The organism is Flavimobilis soli (genome assembly GCF_002564025.1).
Lineage (GTDB): Bacteria > Actinomycetota > Actinomycetes > Actinomycetales > Cellulomonadaceae > Flavimobilis > Flavimobilis soli.
The window spans coordinates 269,442-286,308 of the sequence record NZ_PDJH01000001.1 but is presented as its reverse complement, the minus strand read 5'-3'; the positions used below and the strand labels follow the sequence as shown (position 1 = coordinate 286,308).

The 16,867-nt window shown below is 71.8% G+C and carries 14 protein-coding genes, 1 tRNA gene and 1 pseudogene; 11 read left to right on the top strand and 5 right to left on the bottom strand.

The annotated features are described in order from the left end of the window. Positions 1-90 precede the first annotated feature (90 nt). A complete protein-coding gene (locus tag ATL41_RS01325; RefSeq protein WP_098456857.1) occupies positions 91-600 on the bottom strand; it encodes a gluconokinase in 510 nt (169 codons plus the stop codon). Between the two features lie 124 nt (positions 601-724). Next, positions 725-3,433, bottom strand: a complete 2,709-nt coding sequence (gene ppdK / locus ATL41_RS01320) for a pyruvate, phosphate dikinase (RefSeq protein WP_098456856.1) — start codon at positions 3,431-3,433, stop codon at positions 725-727. A gap of 245 nt (positions 3,434-3,678) precedes the next feature. Here ppdK and ATL41_RS01315 point away from each other — a divergent pair. Continuing rightward, positions 3,679-5,472, top strand: a pseudogene (locus tag ATL41_RS01315) (heavy metal translocating P-type ATPase); the annotation flags it as partial. Between the two features lie 37 nt (positions 5,473-5,509). Here ATL41_RS01315 and ATL41_RS13445 read toward each other — a convergent pair. Continuing rightward, positions 5,510-6,868, bottom strand: a complete 1,359-nt coding sequence (locus ATL41_RS13445) for an APC family permease (RefSeq protein ID WP_098456854.1) — start codon at positions 6,866-6,868, stop codon at positions 5,510-5,512. Between the two features lie 96 nt (positions 6,869-6,964). On the opposite strand from ATL41_RS13445, the gene ATL41_RS01305 reads away from it, so the two are divergent. Genes ATL41_RS01305 through ATL41_RS01295 form a run of 3 tightly spaced genes read left to right on the top strand, consistent with a single transcriptional unit; the run spans position 6,965 to position 8,557 of the window. Next, positions 6,965-7,579, top strand: a complete 615-nt coding sequence (locus tag ATL41_RS01305) for a DUF2238 domain-containing protein (RefSeq protein WP_143556546.1) — start codon at positions 6,965-6,967, stop codon at positions 7,577-7,579. Then, positions 7,576-8,319 (top strand): glycosyltransferase family 2 protein, encoded by a 744-nt coding sequence (locus ATL41_RS01300; protein ID WP_098456852.1) that lies wholly within the window; start codon positions 7,576-7,578, stop codon positions 8,317-8,319. Before ATL41_RS01305 ends, ATL41_RS01300 begins: the two co-directional genes overlap by 4 nt. A 55-nt stretch (positions 8,320-8,374) precedes the next feature. Continuing rightward, positions 8,375-8,557: a hypothetical protein gene (locus ATL41_RS01295; protein WP_098456851.1), complete on the top strand. Its 183-nt coding sequence runs from the start codon at positions 8,375-8,377 to the stop codon at positions 8,555-8,557. 29 nt (positions 8,558-8,586) lie between these two features. Here the strand turns inward: ATL41_RS01295 and ATL41_RS01290 are convergent, their stop codons facing one another. After that, positions 8,587-8,970 (bottom strand): hypothetical protein, encoded by a 384-nt coding sequence (locus tag ATL41_RS01290; RefSeq protein WP_245854539.1) that lies wholly within the window; start codon positions 8,968-8,970, stop codon positions 8,587-8,589. 190 nt (positions 8,971-9,160) lie between these two features. Here ATL41_RS01290 and ATL41_RS01285 point away from each other — a divergent pair, with 190 nt between their 5' ends. Next, the gene (locus tag ATL41_RS01285) at positions 9,161-9,757 is read left to right on the top strand and encodes a M15 family metallopeptidase (RefSeq protein WP_098456849.1); all 597 of its coding nucleotides are present in this window, start codon (positions 9,161-9,163) and stop codon (positions 9,755-9,757) included. 83 nt (positions 9,758-9,840) lie between these two features. On the opposite strand, the gene ATL41_RS01280 is transcribed toward ATL41_RS01285, so the two are convergent. Next, positions 9,841-9,914: transfer RNA gene (locus ATL41_RS01280), tRNA-Pro, on the bottom strand. Between the two features lie 526 nt (positions 9,915-10,440). Here ATL41_RS01280 and ATL41_RS01275 point away from each other — a divergent pair. From ATL41_RS01275 to ATL41_RS01250, 6 genes are all read left to right on the top strand, one after another. Next, positions 10,441-10,743 (top strand): WhiB family transcriptional regulator, encoded by a 303-nt coding sequence (locus ATL41_RS01275; protein ID WP_098456848.1) that lies wholly within the window; start codon positions 10,441-10,443, stop codon positions 10,741-10,743. Positions 10,744-10,855: 112 nt separating this feature from the next. Next, a complete protein-coding gene (locus ATL41_RS01270) occupies positions 10,856-11,635 on the top strand; it encodes a DeoR/GlpR family DNA-binding transcription regulator (RefSeq protein WP_098456847.1) in 780 nt (259 codons plus the stop codon). Between the two features lie 26 nt (positions 11,636-11,661). Then, positions 11,662-12,873 (top strand): galactose-1-phosphate uridylyltransferase, encoded by a 1,212-nt coding sequence (gene galT, locus ATL41_RS01265; protein ID WP_098456846.1) that lies wholly within the window; start codon positions 11,662-11,664, stop codon positions 12,871-12,873. Next, entirely contained in the window at positions 12,870-14,066 is a 1,197-nt protein-coding gene (galK, locus tag ATL41_RS01260) for a galactokinase (RefSeq protein WP_098456845.1), read from the top strand. Before galT ends, galK begins: the two co-directional genes overlap by 4 nt. Before the next feature lie 114 nt (positions 14,067-14,180). Beyond that, positions 14,181-16,364 carry an MMPL family transporter gene (locus ATL41_RS01255; RefSeq protein WP_098456844.1) on the top strand — a complete coding sequence of 728 codons (2,184 nt, stop codon included), beginning with the start codon at positions 14,181-14,183 and terminating at the stop codon, positions 16,362-16,364. After that, positions 16,361-16,861 (top strand): MarR family winged helix-turn-helix transcriptional regulator, encoded by a 501-nt coding sequence (locus ATL41_RS01250; RefSeq protein ID WP_098458852.1) that lies wholly within the window; start codon positions 16,361-16,363, stop codon positions 16,859-16,861. Before ATL41_RS01255 ends, ATL41_RS01250 begins: the two co-directional genes overlap by 4 nt. Positions 16,862-16,867 lie beyond the last annotated feature (6 nt).

The following is a 16,867-nucleotide window of genomic DNA, read 5'->3' as shown; positions in this document are numbered from 1 at the left end:
TCGCGGCGCTCCGTCGCGCCGCGGCTCCCCTCAGGATCACCTGCCCGCTATGTCCGGTAAAGACGGAACGACCCTTCCTGCCGCGGGCGGTCAGCCCGCGGACAGCCGCGTGCGCACCTCGTCGAGGATCGCCGGGACCTCCTGGTCGACGTCGACCACGAATCCCCGCTCGTCCTCCTCGAGCGGCTCGAGCGTCGCGAGCTGCGAGTCGAGGAGGCTCGCGGGCATGAAGTGGTCGCTGCGACCCTCCAGACGCGCGCCGAGCACCTCGCGCGTGCCGTGCAGGTGCACCATGACGGCTGCGGGGGCTGCGGCGACGATCGCGTCGCGATAGGCGCGCCGCAACGCCGAGCACGCGACGACGACGCCGCCCTCGCTCGTCGCGAGCACGCGCCCGACCTCGGCGAGCCACGGCCAGCGGTCCTCGTCCGTCAGGGGCGTGCCGCCCGCCATCTTCGCGACGTTCTCGACCGGGTGGAGCGAGTCACCGTCGACGAACGGCACCCCGAGCTCGTGCGCGACGAGCGCACCGATCGTCGACTTGCCGCACCCGCTGACCCCCATGACGACGACGGCGGGCGGGTTCGTGGACGAGGTCATGCTGCTCCTTCGCATCGGTCGCGGGCGGGCGTCTGACGACGCAGGGGCGCCCCGCACCGCAAGTCTCGGTGCAGGGCACCCTGGTCAGCAAACGGTTGCCGCGCCTTGCCAGGGCGTCGTCACGTCACGCCGTCGCATCGCCTCCGGCTTCCACCGCGGCCCGCCCCGCCTCGAGCCGGGCGATCGGGACGCGGAAGGGCGAGCACGACACGTAGTCGAGACCGACCTGCTGGAAGAAGTGGATCGACTCAGGATCGCCGCCGTGCTCGCCGCACACGCCGACGTGCAGCGACGGCCGGGTCGCTCGACCTCCCTCGACACCGACCCGCACGAGCGCGCCGACACCCGCGGCGTCGAGCGTCTCGAACGGGGAGATCGTCAGGACGCCGTTCTCGAGGTAGTCCGTGAAGAACGCACCTTCGACGTCGTCGCGCGAGAAGCCCCACGTCGTCTGCGTCAGGTCGTTCGTGCCGAACGAGAAGAAGTCCGCCTCCTCCGCGATGCGGTGCGCCGTCAGAGCGGCTCGCGGCAGCTCGATCATGCAGCCGATCGGCAGGTCGAGGCGCATCCCGGCCGACGCGCCGACCTCGCGGAGGATGCCTTGCGCTTCCTCACGCACGATCTGCAGCTCACGGACCGACCCGACGAGCGGCACCATGATCTCCGGTCGCGGGTCGAGCCCGCGTCGGCGCAGCTCGACGGTCGCCTCGGCGATCGCCCGGATCTGCAGGGCGAACAGCCCGGGCACCTTGAGCCCGAGGCGCACGCCGCGCAGGCCGAGCATCGGGTTCTGCTCGTGCATGCGCCGCACCGCGGCGAGCAGCCTCACCTGGTGGTCGTCGACGTTCCCGTCACGCTCGGCGAGGGCGACGGCGACCGACAGCTCGGTGAGGTCCGGCAGGAACTCGTGGAGCGGCGGGTCGATCAGGCGGATCGTCGTCGGCAGGCCGTCCATCGCCTCGAGCAGACCGACGAAGTCCTCGCGCTGCAGCGGCAGCAGCTCGGCCAGCGCAGCGTCGCGCTGCTCGTCGGTCTCCGCGAGGACGACGTGCTCGATGTACGTGCGCCGGTCGCCCAGGAACTGGTGCTCCGTGCGGCACAGGCCGATGCCCTGTGCGCCGCGGTCGCGCGCCCGGCGCGCGTCGAGGGCTGTGTCGGCGTTCGCGCGCACCTCCATCGTGCGGGTCGCGTCGGCATGCTCGAGGACGCGGTGGACGGCAAGCACGAGCTCTTTCGTCGCCTCGTCGGGAGCCGCGCCCAGCCCCGCTTCGAGCCCGTCGGAGATGTAGCGCATGACCGGCGAGTCCGTGACAGGGACCTCGCCGAGGAACACCTCGCCGGTCGAGCCGTCGATCGCGATCACGTCGCCCGGGCGCAGCGTGTGGCCGGCGACGCGCACCTCTTGCGCTGCGGCGTCGACGTCGATCTCCTCCGCCCCGACGACGGCGCACTTGCCCATGCCGCGCGCGACGACCGCCGCGTGCGACGTCTTGCCTCCGCGCGCCGTCAGGACGCCGTCAGCAGCGATCATGCCCTCAAGGTCGTCGGGGTTGGTCTCACGCCGCACGAGGATCACGTGCGCGCCGGCCGCCGCGCGCGTGATCGCCTGCTCGTTGTCGAGCACGATCTCGCCGACCGCGGCCCCCGGGGATGCCGCCATCGCCTTCGTGAGGAGAGTCGTGTCACCACTGCGGTCGAACTGGGGGAACATGAGCTGCGAGAGCTGCTCGCCGCTCGTGCGGGCGATCGCCTCGTCCATCGTGATGAGGTGCTCGTCGACGAGCTGGGTCGCGATGCGGAACGCCGCCGCAGCGGTGCGCTTGCCGACGCGCGTCTGCAGGAGCCACAGCTTGCCGCGCTCGATCGTGAACTCGATGTCGCACAGGTCGCGGTAGTGCGTCTCCAGCCGGCGCATCGCCTGCAGCAGGTCGCGGTAGCTGTCCGGGTCGATCTCCTCGAGCGCCGCGAGCGGGAGCGTGTTGCGGATGCCCGCCACGACGTCCTCGCCCTGCGCGTTCGGAAGGTAGTCGCCGTACACGCCTGCCTGGCCCGTGGACGGGTCGCGGGTGAAGCAGACGCCGGTGCCCGAGTCGCTGCCCAGGTTGCCGAACACCATCGTCACGACGTTGACCGCCGTGCCCAGGTCGTCCGGGATGCGCTCGCGGCGGCGGTACAGCCGCGCACGCTCGGTGTTCCACGACCCGAAGACGGCCTCGATCGCCAGGTCGAGCTGCTCGCGCGGGTGCTGCGGGAACTCCCGGCCGGTCTGCTCGAGCACGATGTGCTTGAACGTCGCGACGAGGTCGCGCAGGTCCTCGGCGCTGAGGTCGACGTCGGTCGCGGCGCCGACCTCCGCCTTCTTCGCGTCGAGAGCGGCGGAGAAGAGGTCGCCGTCGAGGTCGAGCACGGTCTTGCCGAACATCTGGATGAGGCGACGGTACGAGTCCCAGGCGAAGCGCTCGTCCCCCGTGAACTCCGCGAGCCCCTTGACGGACGCGTCGTTGAGGCCGACGTTGAGGACCGTCTCCATCATCCCGGGCATCGAGAACTTGGCGCCGGACCGGACCGACACGAGGAGAGGCTCGTGGAAGTCGCCGAGCTGGCGACCGAGCGTGTCCTCGATCTCGCGGACCGCCATCGTCACCTCGACACGCAGCTCGGGCGGGACGACGCCCTCGCGCATGAACTCGCGGCACGCCTGCGTCGAGATGGTGAACCCGGGCGGTACGGGGAGGCCGATCTTGACCATCTCGGCGAGGTTGGCCCCCTTGCCGCCCAAGAGGTCCTTCTGGTCCTTGTCCCCCTCGCTGAACCTGTACACGTACTTGGCCATGTCAGACCTCCTCGGTACGGGAACGCCCCGTTGCGCTCCGTGAAGGGCACCGTTCGCGGCGCATCGTCGGTGACGCGTCTGCGGTGTCGTTCCTCTCCATCATTGCTTACCCGCGGCGGTCTGCCCCGTCCTGGTACCAAGGTCCCGGAGGCCCGGATCGCCGCGGATCCGACGGGGCACAAGGGGCATGTAGGACAGGCTCACCATGCTGGCGGCGGACGCCTCGAAGGGCATATGAGTGGAGCATGTCGATCGTCGTGCGCGCCGGGCGCAGGTACCCGTGGGTCGTCGCCACCCTCGTCGTGGGGGCGCTCGGCGGCGTGCTGTCCGCGCTCGGCGAGGGGCGGGCGACCACGCTCCTCCTCGGGGGCTACGCGGTCCTCGTCGCCGCTCGTGCGGCGTGGTCGATGGTGCGCGAGCTGCGTGAGGGCACGTTCGGCGTCGACGTCCTCGCGGTCACGGCGATCGGCGCGTCGGTCGCTGTCGGCGAGCTGTGGGCTGCGCTCGTCATCGTGCTCATGCTCACCGGCGGTGAGGCGCTCGAGGACTATGCCGCACTCAGGGCGCGAGCGGACCTGTCCGCGCTGCTCGAACGAGCGCCGCAGGTCGCGCACCGGACGCTCGTTGACGGGACCCTCGAGGACGTCCACGTCGACGAGGTCGCCGAGGGTGACCAGATCGTCGTTCGGCCGGGAGAGGTCGTCCCCGTCGACGGCACGCTCGAGTCAGCGGCGGGCGAGCTCGACGAGTCGTCGCTCACGGGCGAGAGCCTGCCGGTCGAGCGTGTCGCCGGAGACGTCGTCCTGTCGGGGGGCGTCAACGGTTCCGTCCCGCTCACGCTGCGGGTCCTGCGCCCCGCGCGGGAGAGCCAGTACCAGCAGATCGTCGCGCTCGTCGCCGAGGCCGCGGCGAGCCGCGCCCCCATGGTGCGCCTCGCCGACCGGTACGCGATCCCGTTCACGGCTCTCGCCCTGAGCATCGCGAGCGTCGCGTGGTGGTGGTCGGGCGACGCGGTGCGCTTCGCGGAGGTTCTCGTCGTCGCGACGCCGTGCCCGCTGATCATCGCCGCACCCGTCGCGTTCATGGCCGGGATGAGCAGGTCCGCCCGCAAGGGCGTGATCGTCAAGAGCAGCGCGACGCTCGAACAGCTGTACCGCGCCAAGGCGGTCGCGTTCGACAAGACCGGCACCCTCACGCGGGGCGAGCCTCGGCTGAGCGACGTCCGGACGGTCGACGACGCCGACGAGACGCTGCGCCTCGCAGCGTCCGCCGAGCAGCTCTCGTCGCACGTCCTCGCGTCGGCGGTCATCGACGGAGCGGCTGACCGCGGTCTCACGCTGACGAGCGCGAGCGACGGCCACGAGTCGACCGCGAACGGCGTGACGGCCACGGTCGACGGGCGCCGCGTCGTCGTCGGCAAGCGGTCCTTCGTCGCCGAGGCGACGGGGCACGACGTGCCCGCACCCGAGCTGGCCGCGGGCGAGCTCGCCGTGCACGTGGGCATCGACGGCCGCTACGTCGGCATGCTCGTCCTGTCCGACGAGATCCGCCCGACGTCGCGCGAGACGGTCGCATCCCTGCGGCGCACGGGCGTGCGCCACGTCGTCATGCTCACGGGCGACGGCGCTCAGACAGCAGAGCACGTCGCCGCGGACGTCGGCATCGAGGACGTCCGCGCCGAGTGCCTGCCAGCCGACAAGGTCGACGCGGTCGTCGGGCTCACGGACAGGCCGGTCGTCATGGTCGGAGACGGCGTGAACGACGCGCCCGTGCTCGCCGCGGCCGACGTCGGGATCGCCATGGGCGCTCGCGGCTCGACCGCCGCGAGCGAGTCGGCTGACGTCGTGATCCTGCAGGACGACGTCGCGCTCGTCGCGACCGCGCTCACCATCGGCCGCGACACGGTGCGGGTCGCTCTCCAGAGCATCGGCGTCGGCATCGCGCTGAGCGTCGGCCTCATGCTCGTCGCGGCCTTCGGCGCCCTCCCGGCCGTCGTCGGGGCGTGGTTCCAGGAGGGCGTCGACGCCGTCGCGATCCTCTGGGCGTTGCGGGCGGCAGGGGGCGCCCGCGACCGCGCTACTCTGCCTCGACGGCAACCTCGGGACGCTGCTTCTGGCTCGCCCGACGCGTCGCGAGGTGCAGAACAGCGCCAGCCGCGAGAAGGATCCCCGCTCGGAGCCACGTCCCCGCGCTCTGCTGGGTGAGCAAGAGCACGCACGAGAGCGCACCGAGCACCGGGACGATCGTCGCGACCCGGAAGTGGTCCTTGTCGACGCGGTCCTTGCGTAGCACGAGCACCGCGACGTTCGTCGCGATGAACACGATGAGCAGCAGCAGGACGACAGTCTCGGCGAGGGCCTGCAGGCCGCCGGTGAAGACGAGCGCGATCGCGACGAGCGTCGTCACGACGATCGCGACCGCGGGCGTCTTCCAGCCCGGGAGCACCCGCGCGAGGACCGGCGGCAGGAGCTGCTGCGACGCCATGCCGTAGGTCAGGCGGCTCGCCATGATCATCGTGAGGAGCGCGCCGTTCGCGACCGCGATGAGCGCGATGAGCGAGAACACGGTGTCCGGCACGACATCCGCGACGTGCACGACCTCGAGGAGCGGGCCGGTCGAGCCGGCAAGCTCGTCCGGCGACACGACCGCGACGGCGGCGACACCGACCGCGACGTACACGACACCGGCCGTGAGCAGCGAGGCGAACAGCGCTCGCGGGTAGACGCGGCGGATGTCCTTGACCTCCTCGGCCATGTTCGCGGACGTCTCGAAGCCCACGAACGAGTAGAAGGCGAGCAGGGACGCGCTGAGCACGGCGAGCGCCGGGTTCACGCCTTCCTTGAAGTCCATGACGCGGCTGATCTCGCCGTCACCGCGGCCGAGGACGACGAGCGCGAGCACGACGACGAGCACGAGGCCCGACAGCTCGATCGCCGTCATGACGAAGTTCGCCCGCAGCGACTCCTTGATGCCACGCATGTTGAGCAGAGCGACGAGCACCAGGAAGACGACGGCGACGAGGTTGGTCGGCAGGTCGACGAAGGTCGTGAAGTACTCCCCCGCGAACGCGATCGAGAGGCCTGCGGCGCTCGTGACGCCCGCCGCGAGCATGCTGAAGCCGACGAGGAACGACACGGCGGGACGCTTGAAGGCGCGCTCGGCGAAGACGGACGCACCGCCGGCGCGGGGGTACTTCGTGACGAGCTCGGCGTACGAGCCGGCCGTGAGCAGCGCGAGCCCGAGAGCGACGAGGAGCGGCAGCCACACGGCGCCGCCCACCTCGCCGGCCATGATCCCGACGAGCGCGTACACGCCGGCGCCGAGGACGTCGCCCAGGATGAAGACGTAGAGCAGCTTTCCGCTGACGGTGCGCGAGAGCGCGGTGGCTCCCTGGCTGGGGGCGGCCTGCTCGCCGGCGTCGGGTTCTGCGGTCATCCCGACACCTTGGCAGCGGATCGGCGCCCTCGCACGACGAGACGGCAGGGCGTCGTTCGCACTGCGGGCCCACCGTCGCCAGGTGACACTGACGGGATGCCCTCCCCTCGAAGCCGTGCGCCCCGCACCGACGCCGCCCGTCCCGGCGCCGTGCTCGCTCGGCGCCTCGTCCCTGGTGACGCCGTCCGCCTGGTTGCAGCGACGTCGTTCGTCGTCCTCGTCGTCGCGGGCGAGGCGATCGGGGCAGCGCTCTTCCTGCTGATACTCGGCGGGACGGTGGTGCCTCGCGCCGTAGGCGCGTCCGCGGCGCTCGACGTCGCGTGCGGGGCGTCGCTCGTGCTCGCCGGCTGGGCGTCGCACCTCGACTGGTACACCTCCGTGCCGTGGCTCGACCTCGCCGTGCACGTCGTGTACACGGGTCTGCTCGCCGCGCTCGCGGAGGTGGTCCTGCGTCACGTGAGCCAGCGTCGCGAGCGCGCCGAGTGGCACGGAGCCGTTCGCGCCGTGTCGCGCGGCAGCACCGAGACGGTGCTGCTCGTCGGTGGCCTGGGCGCGATCCTGGCCATCTTCTGGGAGGTCGGCGAGTGGGCGGGACACACGTTCCTCGACGAGGGCATCGGGGTCGGCTACAACGACACCGTCTCGGACCTCGTCGCCGGTCTCGCTGGCTCGCTCGCCGCTGGCGTCGTCGTGGCGCGGAGCAACCGGTGACCGCCGGGCACGACGGCGCGCTGCGCGTCTCCGTCGTCATCCCGGTGCGAGACGACGCCGCAGAGCTCGAGCGTTGTCTCGCCCTGCTCGCGCGGCAGACTGTCGCTCCCGCCGAGGTGGTCGTCATCGACAACGGGTCGAGCGACGACTCGGCGGAGGTCGCGCACCGCTGGGGTGCGGTCGTCGTGCGTGAGCCGCGCGTCGGGATACCCGCGGCCGCGGCTGCTGGCTACGACGCGGCGCGCGGTGACGTGATCGCACGGCTCGACGCGGACTCGCGGCCGGGTCCGCGCTGGGTCGAGACCGTCGTCGCGCACATGGCCGATCCCTGGCTCGACGCGGTCACGGGCGCGGGGACGTTCCACGACCTGCCCCGAGGGGCACGTGAGCTCGCGTCGGCCGGGTACCTCGGCGCGTACTACGCGCTCGGGCACCTCGCGCTCGGGCACCCGCCGCTGTGGGGCTCGTGCATGGCTGTGCGCGCGACGGCGTGGCGCGAGGTCCGCGGCGACGTCGAGCGGGTGGACCCCGAGGTGCACGACGACCTTGACCTCGCGTTCCGCCTCGGCCCTGGCCGCGCGACGCGCTTCGACCGGTCGTGGCGCGTGGGTGTGAGCGGCCGCTCTCTGCGCGGGCGCGCGCAGCGGCGCCGACGCATGGAACGCGCGGTGCGCACGCTGCGGATCAACTGGGCGGTGCAGCCCCCGTGGAGCCGTTGGGCCGCTCGTCTCGCCCGATGATCCTGCCTGACGCCATGCCCGTGACAGGGAGCAGCGCCAGCGAGACGATGGAGCCATGACGGTTCCTCACACCCCGGCGGTGACGGACGACCCGCGGGAGATCATCTCGATCGGCGTGCTGATGGCCAACGGACGCCTCGCGCCGCGGACCTTCGCGTCCCGTGCCGACGCGGAGGCGTGGGCGCAGCCGGACGAGCAGGTCGTCGAGTACAACCTCCTGTGCGAGTGCGACCGCTGAGCACGTGAGCGTCGACGGCCACCTGCGGATCAGAGGAGCACGCGGCGCGACCGGTCTGCGCGCCCCCGGAACACGACGGCCGCGATCACGACGACCAGCGCCGCGACGGCAGCCGCCACGGCGGTCACGGTCGACTCAGGCTCGGTAGCGGCACGACCGACGGCGATCCACGCGAGACCCCACGTCGCTGCGAGGGCCACTCCGATGCGGCCACGCAGCCGGCGCGCCAGGAACACCGCGATGCCTGCCGTGCCAGCAAGCACGACGACGGCGAGCACCTCGATCACCGACCAGATGGAGAAGGCGGTCCCTGCGGGTGCGAGCAGCGTCGCGGTCGCCGACAGGCTGCCGCCGGACGACTCCTCGACCCGCTCTCCGAGCACCCCGGTGCCATACAGAGTTCCTACGAGCATCGCGGCGGCGCTGAGCGTGGTCGCGACCTGGCGGACGCGGTCGTTCGTCGTGACCTGGGACAGGTGACTCCTCGGTGTCGGTTGCGCTCCACTCTGCCAAGGGTCGTGCCCGCCCGCCGGGCGAGAGCCTCACATCGCTCCGGCTGCGTCCGATGGGACATAGCGACCACACCTGAAGGGCAGGCAGTGCATGAGCGGGATCGCAGGGATCACCAGTCGGATGCTCGAGATCCAGTCGATGATCGACCGGCTCTCCCCGACGCCTACCCCAACGGTCGCGGCGCAGGCCCCCGCGACGTCGTTCGACGACGCGCTCGGTCAGGCGGTCAAGAACGTCGCCGGGGCGCAGGCCGCCGCGGCGCCCCAGTCCCCCGCTGACGTCGCCTGGGCCGAGCCCGGCGTCCCTGCTGAGCTCGCGAAGTACGGCAACGGCAAGGTCCCGGCCGAGGCGCTCACGCAGATCTCGGGCAGCAACCATCGCCTCTGGGCCCCCGCTGCCGGCGCGTTCGAGCAGCTGCGCGCGGCGGCGGCGAAGGACGGCGTGGACATCGGCATCACGGACTCGTACCGGTCGTTCGACGCGCAGGTCGACGTCGCCAAGCGCAAGGGCCTGTACAAGAACGGCGGCCTCGCTGCTGTCCCGGGCACGAGCCCGCACGGCTGGGGGGTCGCCCTCGACCTCAAGCTCGACGCGAAGGCCCAGGCGTGGATGCGCGCCAACGCGGGCGACTTCGGCTACGTGGAGGACACGCCGCGCGAGCCGTGGCACTGGGTCTTCAAGAAGTAGCCCCGGGCGCAACGGCCCCGGCTGCGTCGGGCCGAGAACGACGGAAGCCCTGGTGAGAGGAGCTCTCACCAGGGCTTCTGCTGTCGGGATGACAGGATTTGAACCTGCGACCCCTTGACCCCCAGTCAAGTGCGCTACCAAGCTGCGCCACATCCCGTCGGACGCCGCGGCGTCCTGACCAGCCCCGAAGGGCCGACAGAAATACTACCCCACGTTCGACGGCCTCCTTGCCACCTGACCGACACGTCCGACGACTCGTGCGCCTGGGGCGACGACGCCGTGGATGCGTGCGTCGAGCCGGACCTGCGCCGTGGTTGCACGCGCCGCGCGTATGCACGCGCCGCACACAGCTCGAGGAGCCCCCGGCCGTCTGTCGGACGGCGCGGCGCGCCACTGGTCCATCTCGCGATCACCGGGCGTGGCCCGGAGCGCCAGCGGACGGGGGAAGCTCGTCTGAGACTGAATCGTTTCAGGCCTTGACAGGAAAGTCGGGTCGTTGACGTGCGGAAACGCCGAATCGCTTCAGCGCTGAAACGATTTGGCGAGAGGCTTGCACAACCCCTGAAGCGGTTGTACTGTCGAGTCACGAGCGCAAGGGACCTTTGACCTGAAGGACGAGACTCGCACCGAACGAACAGGGTTCGACCCCGGGGGCCGGGGTCGCGACGAGAAGGGGAATCACCATGGCTGAGCTGTCTCGCCTCCCGGGGCCCGTGATGGATCTCTGGGAATGGCAGTTCGAGGGCGCTTGCCGCGATCTCGACGACTCGATGTTCTTCCACCCTGAGGGCGAGCGCGGCGCGGCCCGTCGGCGCCGCATCGAGGCAGCGAAGGCTGTCTGCAACTCGTGCCCCGTGATGATGCAGTGCCGCGAGCAAGCCCTCGCGATCCGGGAGCCGTACGGGGTCTGGGGCGGCCTCAGCGAGGAGGAGCGCGAGGCGATCATCGCCCAGCGCCGCGCAGCTCGCCTCACCGTCGCCGGCTGACTCTGCGCCAGGACCGCCGTCGACCGCCCTGCGGTCGGCGGCGGTCTTGTCATGACCGGGCAAGCTGCGCCCCGATGTTGGTTCATGCTCGATTCTGTGCGAGCATGTTCACATGCTCGTCGACCAACGACACACGATCATCCTCGACCGCGTCGCCGCGCACGGAGCCGTTCGCGTCACCGACCTGAGCACAGAGCTCGGCGTCTCCGACATGACCGTGCGCCGCGACATCGCCGAGCTCGCCGCACGGGGCCTCGTCCGCAAGGTCCACGGTGGCGCCGTCGACGCGCGCCCCTCCGCGCACGAGCCCGGCTTCGCGACCAAGAAGTCCGTCGCGACCGACCAGAAGCTCGCGATCGCCGACGCCGCGCTCGAGCTCGTGCAGCCCGGCGCCTCGATCGCACTGTCCGCCGGCACCACGACCTGGGCCCTCGCCACCCGTCTCGCCGAGCGCGCCGACCTCCGCCCGCTCGCCGTCGTCACCAACTCCCTCCCCGTCGCCGACGCGCTCCACGCCGCGGGCGACGTCGGCGAGGTCGTCCTCACGGGCGGCAGCCGCACGCCGTCCGACGCTCTCGTGGGCCCGCTCGCCGTCGCCGCGCTCGAGACGCTCCATGTCGACCTGCTGTTCCTCGGTGCGCACGGGATCGACGCCGACGCCGGGCTCACCACGCCCAACCTGCTCGAGGCCGAGACCAACCGCGCCCTCGCCCGCAGCGCGCGACGCACCGTCGTCGTCGCCGACTCGACGAAGTGGGGCACCCTCGGCATGGCTCGCTTCCTCACGCTCGAGGATGTCGACGTCCTCGTGACCGACGACGGCCTGCCCGACGACGCCCGCACCCACCTCGCGGACGCCGGCGTCCGCGTCATCCTCACCCCCACCGCCTGACCCGCCCCGTCCACCGGAGGACATCGATGACCACCGTCAGACGCACGTCGACCCACCTCGCCGACGGCCGCGAGCTCATCTACTTCGACGACTCGGAGCCGTACGTCTCGGGCGGCGCGACCCGTCGGCTCGACGACCCGCGCCCACTAGCGCCCCGGTTCGCGCCCGACACGGTCGGCCCCGAGATGCGCCGCGACCCTCTCACCGGCGAGTGGATCCCCATGGCGACGCACCGCCAGAACCGCACGTTCCTGCCCCCGGCAGACGCCAACCCCCTCGCCCCCGCGAAGCCCGGCGCGGCCTACTCCGACGGCGAGATCCCCGACACGGACTACGACGTCGTCGTCTTCGAGAACCGCTTCCCGTCGCTCGTCCGTGTCCCCGACCAGCCCGACGACGTCACCCACGTCGACGGAGAAGAGATCTGGCAGGTCCGTCCGGCCGCAGGGCGCTGCGAGGTCATCTGCTTCTCCCCCGACCCGACCCAGTCCCTGCGCGACGTCTCCGTCCGGCGCATGCGCACGATCATCGAGGCCTGGGCCGACCGCACGGCGGCGCTCTCCCGGCTGCCCGGCGTCGAGCAGGTGTTCTGCTTCGAGAACCGCGGCGAGGCGATCGGCGTCACGCTGCACCACCCCCACGGCCAGATCTACGCCTACCCGTACCTCACGCCCCGCACCGCGACGATGCTCGAGCGTGCGCGCGAGCACCGCGCGGCGACGGGCCGGAACCTCCTCGCCGACGTCATGGAGGCGGAGAGGCGTTCGGGCCGGCGGATCGTCGCGGAGAGCGAGCACTGGCTCGCATACGTGCCCGCGGCCGCCCGCTGGCCGGTCGAGGTGCACGTCGCCCCGAAGGACACGAGCCGCCCCATCCCCGACCTCGCCTCGCTGACCGACGCGGAACGGGACGACCTCGCGCCGCTCTACCTGGAGATCCTCGCGCGGTGCGACCGCTTCTTCCCCGCACCCGACGGCACCCCCGCGAAGCTGCCGTACATCGCCGGCTGGCACCAGGCTCCCGTCACCGAAGGGCGCGACGACCTGCGGCTGCACCTTGAGCTCGTCTCGATCCAGCGCGGACCGGGCCGCCTGAAGTTCCTCGCAGGCTCGGAGTCCGGAATGGGCGCATGGATCTCGGACACCGTCCCCGAGAAGATCGCCGACCGATTCCGCGAGGTCGCTTCGCCGACGTGGACGGACACGACCGGTGCGGGCACGACGGGTGGTGACCGATGACCGGGATCGTCTGGAACCGCGCCTGGGACCGTGAGGAGGGCGAGTCGCGGGTGCGGTCGCTCTTCGCCCGCACGTTCGGTGCGGGTCAGCTGCCCGACGGCGTGTGGTCCGCGCCGGGACGCATCAACCTCATCGGTGAGCACACCGACTACAACGGGGGCTCGTGCCTGCCGTTCGCGCTCCCCCACCGGACGTACGTGGCCCTGCGCCGCCGTGAGGACGATCTCGTCCAGCTCTCGTCGGGTCAGGAGGACGGGCTCTGGACGGCGCGGCTGTCCGAGGTCGGTCCGGTGGGCACGCCCGGGGAGGTCTCCGGGTGGGGTGCGTACGTCGTCGGCGTCGCGTGGGCGCTGCGCGAGGCTGGGCACGACGTACGTGGCTTCGACGCGGTCGTCGACTCGTGCGTGCCGTACGGCGCGGGCCTGTCGAGCTCCGCGGCGCTCGAGGCGGCGTTCGCCGTCGCGCTCGGCGACGCGTCCGACGACGCGGCGCGTGCACTGCTGACTGCTGCGTGCGTGCGGGCGGAGAACGAGATCGCGGGAGCACCGACCGGCGGTATGGACCAGTCCGCAGCGCTGCGCAGCACCGCGGGACACGCGCTCCTGCTCGACTGCACGACGTGGGAGGCGCAGCAGGTGCCGTTCGCGCCGGGGACGCACGAGCCGGCTGGCGAGGTGCTCGTCATCGACACGAAGGCGCCGCACCAGCTCGTCGACGGACAGTACGCCGCCCGGCGCGCGGCGTGCGAGGAAGCTGCGCGCACCCTCGGGGTCGCGACGCTCTCCGAGGTCACGAGCCTGCCGGACGCGCTCGCCGAGCTGCCCGACGACACGGCGCGCCGCCGGGTGCGGCACGTCGTCACCGAGATCGCTCGCGTGGACGAGGTCGTGGGCCTGCTGAGCTCGGGTGGGGACCTGCCTGCGGTCGGTCGTGTCCTCGTGGCGGGCCACGAGTCGCTGCGTGACGACTACGAGGTCACGGTCCCGGAGCTCGACGTCGCGGTCGAGACTGCCGTCGCTGCCGGTGCGTTCGGCGCTCGGATGGTCGGCGGTGGTTTCGGTGGTTCCGTCATCGCGCTGGTACCTGCGGGGTCGGCGGAGGACGTCGCGGCGAACGTCGCTGCGGTGTTCGCGGCGCGCGGCTTCGCGGCTCCGGCGTTCCTGCTGGCAGAGCCGTCGGACGCCGCTTCCTGACGACCAGGTGCGCCCTGTCCGGTCCTCGGGCCGGGCGCACCCTGGCGCTTCTGGAACAGGGTGCTAATATTGCTAGCCTATCTAGCAATCTGGTCCCCGACCTCGGAGCGCCTCGTGCCCAAGTCCTCCCCTGCACTCCACGCCGGCCGCACGTCCAGCGGCACCCGGCGCTGGTTGCGCACCTTCCTGCCTGCCGTCCTGGTCCTCGTGTGGCTCGGGCTCGCGGCTGTCGGAGGTCCCCTGTTCGGCCGCGTGGACGAGGTGTCCTCGAACGACGCCACCGCCTATCTCCCGACGAGCGCCGACGCGACCCAGGTGCAGAAGGCGCTCGGGGACTTCCAGGGCTCTGACGCGATCCCCGCGATCGTCGTCCTGGCCTCCGAGGAACCGCTCACCGAGGCGCAGATCGGCCAGATCGGCGCCCTCGCCGAGTCGCTCGCCTCGCTCCCCGAGGTCCCCACGCAGCCGAGCCCACCGATCCCCTCCGAGGACGGCAAGGCGATCCAGGTCTTCGTCCCGCTCGACGCCGAGGGTGAGATCGCGGAGAACGTCGAGGCGCTGCGCGAGGCGCTCTCCGAGGGCGCACCCGAGGGTGTGACCGCCCAGGTCACCGGCCCCGCCGGCTTCACCGCCGACCTCACCGAAGGCTTCGCCGGGATCGACGGCCTCCTGCTGGTCGCAGCGCTCGGGACCGTCCTGGTGATCCTGATCGTCGTCTACCGCTCGCCGATCCTGCCCTTCGTCGTCCTCTTCACCTCCCTGTTCGCGCTCTGCGCCGCGCTCATGACGGTCTGGTACATGGCGCGCGAGGGCATCGTCCTGCTCAGCGGCCAGACCCAGGGCATCCTCTTCATCCTGGTCATCGGCGCCGCGACCGACTACGGCCTGCTCTACGTCGCCCGCTTCCGCGAGGAGCTGCGCAACTACACGAGCACGTGGGAGGCGACCAAGGCCTCCGTCAAGGGCTCCGCCGAGCCGATCCTCGCCTCGGGCGGGACGGTCATCACCGGCCTGCTGTGCCTCCTCCTCTCCGACCTGCAGTCCAACCGGTCGCTCGGCCCGATCGCCGCGATCGGCATCGTCTTCGCGCTGCTCGCCGCGTTCACGCTCCTGCCCGCGATGCTCCAGCTCATCGGTCGCGCCGCCTTCTGGCCGCGCCGTCCGGTCCTGCTCACCGAGGCGGAGAACGCGGACGAGGACGCCCACCTGCCCACCCGCGGCGTCTGGCACGCCATCCCCCGCGCCGTCTCGCGCCGCCCCCGTACCCTCTGGGTCGCGACCACGCTCGTCCTGATCGTCGCGTGCGCCGGCCTCCCGCAGCTCAAGGCGACCGGCGTGCCCTCGAGCGACCTCGTGCTCGGCTCCTCTCAGGCCCGCGACGGGCAGAAGACCCTCGGCGAGCACTTCCCCGGCGGTTCCGGCACCCCCGCCTACGTGCTCACCCCCGAGGCCGAGCTGCAGCAGGTCGCGGACACGCTCCTCGCGAACGACGGCGTCGCGTCCGTCGCCGTCACCGCCGCCGACTCGCCCAGCGGCTCCGCAGCCGTCACCGCCGAGGGCATCACCGCCTTCGGCCCGCCCGGGACCCCCGCGCCAGACCCCACGGTCGCCGAGGGCAAGGTCCTCCTCCAGGCGACGCTCACCGACGCGTCCGACTCGGACGCGGCCGCGCAGACGGTCCGCGAGCTGCGCGAGGCCGTCGGCCCCGACGTCCTCGTCGGAGGCGTCACCGCGACGTCCGTCGACTCGAACGACGCCTCGGTGCGCGACCGCAACCTGATCATCCCGGTCATCCTCGGGGTGATCCTGCTGATCCTCATGGCGCTGCTCCGCTCGGTTCTCGCGCCTGTGCTCCTCATCGCGACGGTCGTGCTGTCGTTCGGCTCCGCCCTCGGCATCTCCGCGCTCGTGTTCAACCACGTGCTCGACCTGCCCGGCGCCGACCCGGCCGTACCGCTGTTCGCGTTCGTCTTCCTCGTGGCGCTCGGCATCGACTACAACATCTTCCTCATGACCCGAGTTCGCGAGGAGACGATCAAGCACGGGACGCACGCCGGCATCACCCGCGGCCTCGCGATCACGGGCGGCGTCATCACCTCGGCAGGCCTCGTCCTCGCGGCCACGTTCGCCGCGCTCGCCGTCATCCCGATCCTGTTCCTGCTGCAGCTCGCGTTCATCGTCGCGTTCGGCGTCCTCCTCGACACGATCATCGTCCGGACGATCCTCGTGCCCGCGCTCGCCCACGACATCGGCCGCAAGATCTGGTGGCCGTCGAAGCTCGCCATGGCGGCACGGTGACACAAGAGCCCCAGTCCCCCTACTGGTTCGCCGAGGCGGGCATCCGAGAGCTGCTCGAGGCGGTGCGCCGGTTCCGGCGCGCCGACCAGCAGATGCGCCGCCGCGCCTCGGCAGCCATGGGGATGAACGTCACGGACATGCAGGCGCTCCAGGAGGTCATCTCCGCCGAGCGACGTGGCGTGCTCGTCACGGCCAACCTGCTCGCGACCAACCTGGGCATCTCGACGGCGTCGACCACGAAGCTCCTCGACCGCCTCACAGCGTCCGGGCACCTCGAGCGGCGGCCGCACCCGCACGACCGCCGCGCGGTCGTCGTCGTCGCGACCGAGCACGCCCACGACGAGGTGCGCTCCCGCCTGACAGACATGCACGACGTCATGGCGCAGATCGCCGCCGCCGTCCCGCCCGAGTCCCGCGCCGACGTCGCGCAGTTCCTCTGCGCCCTCGCCACGCACCTCGACAACGTCGAAGGGCCCGAGCCGCTCACCCCCGCCTGAGCCCGA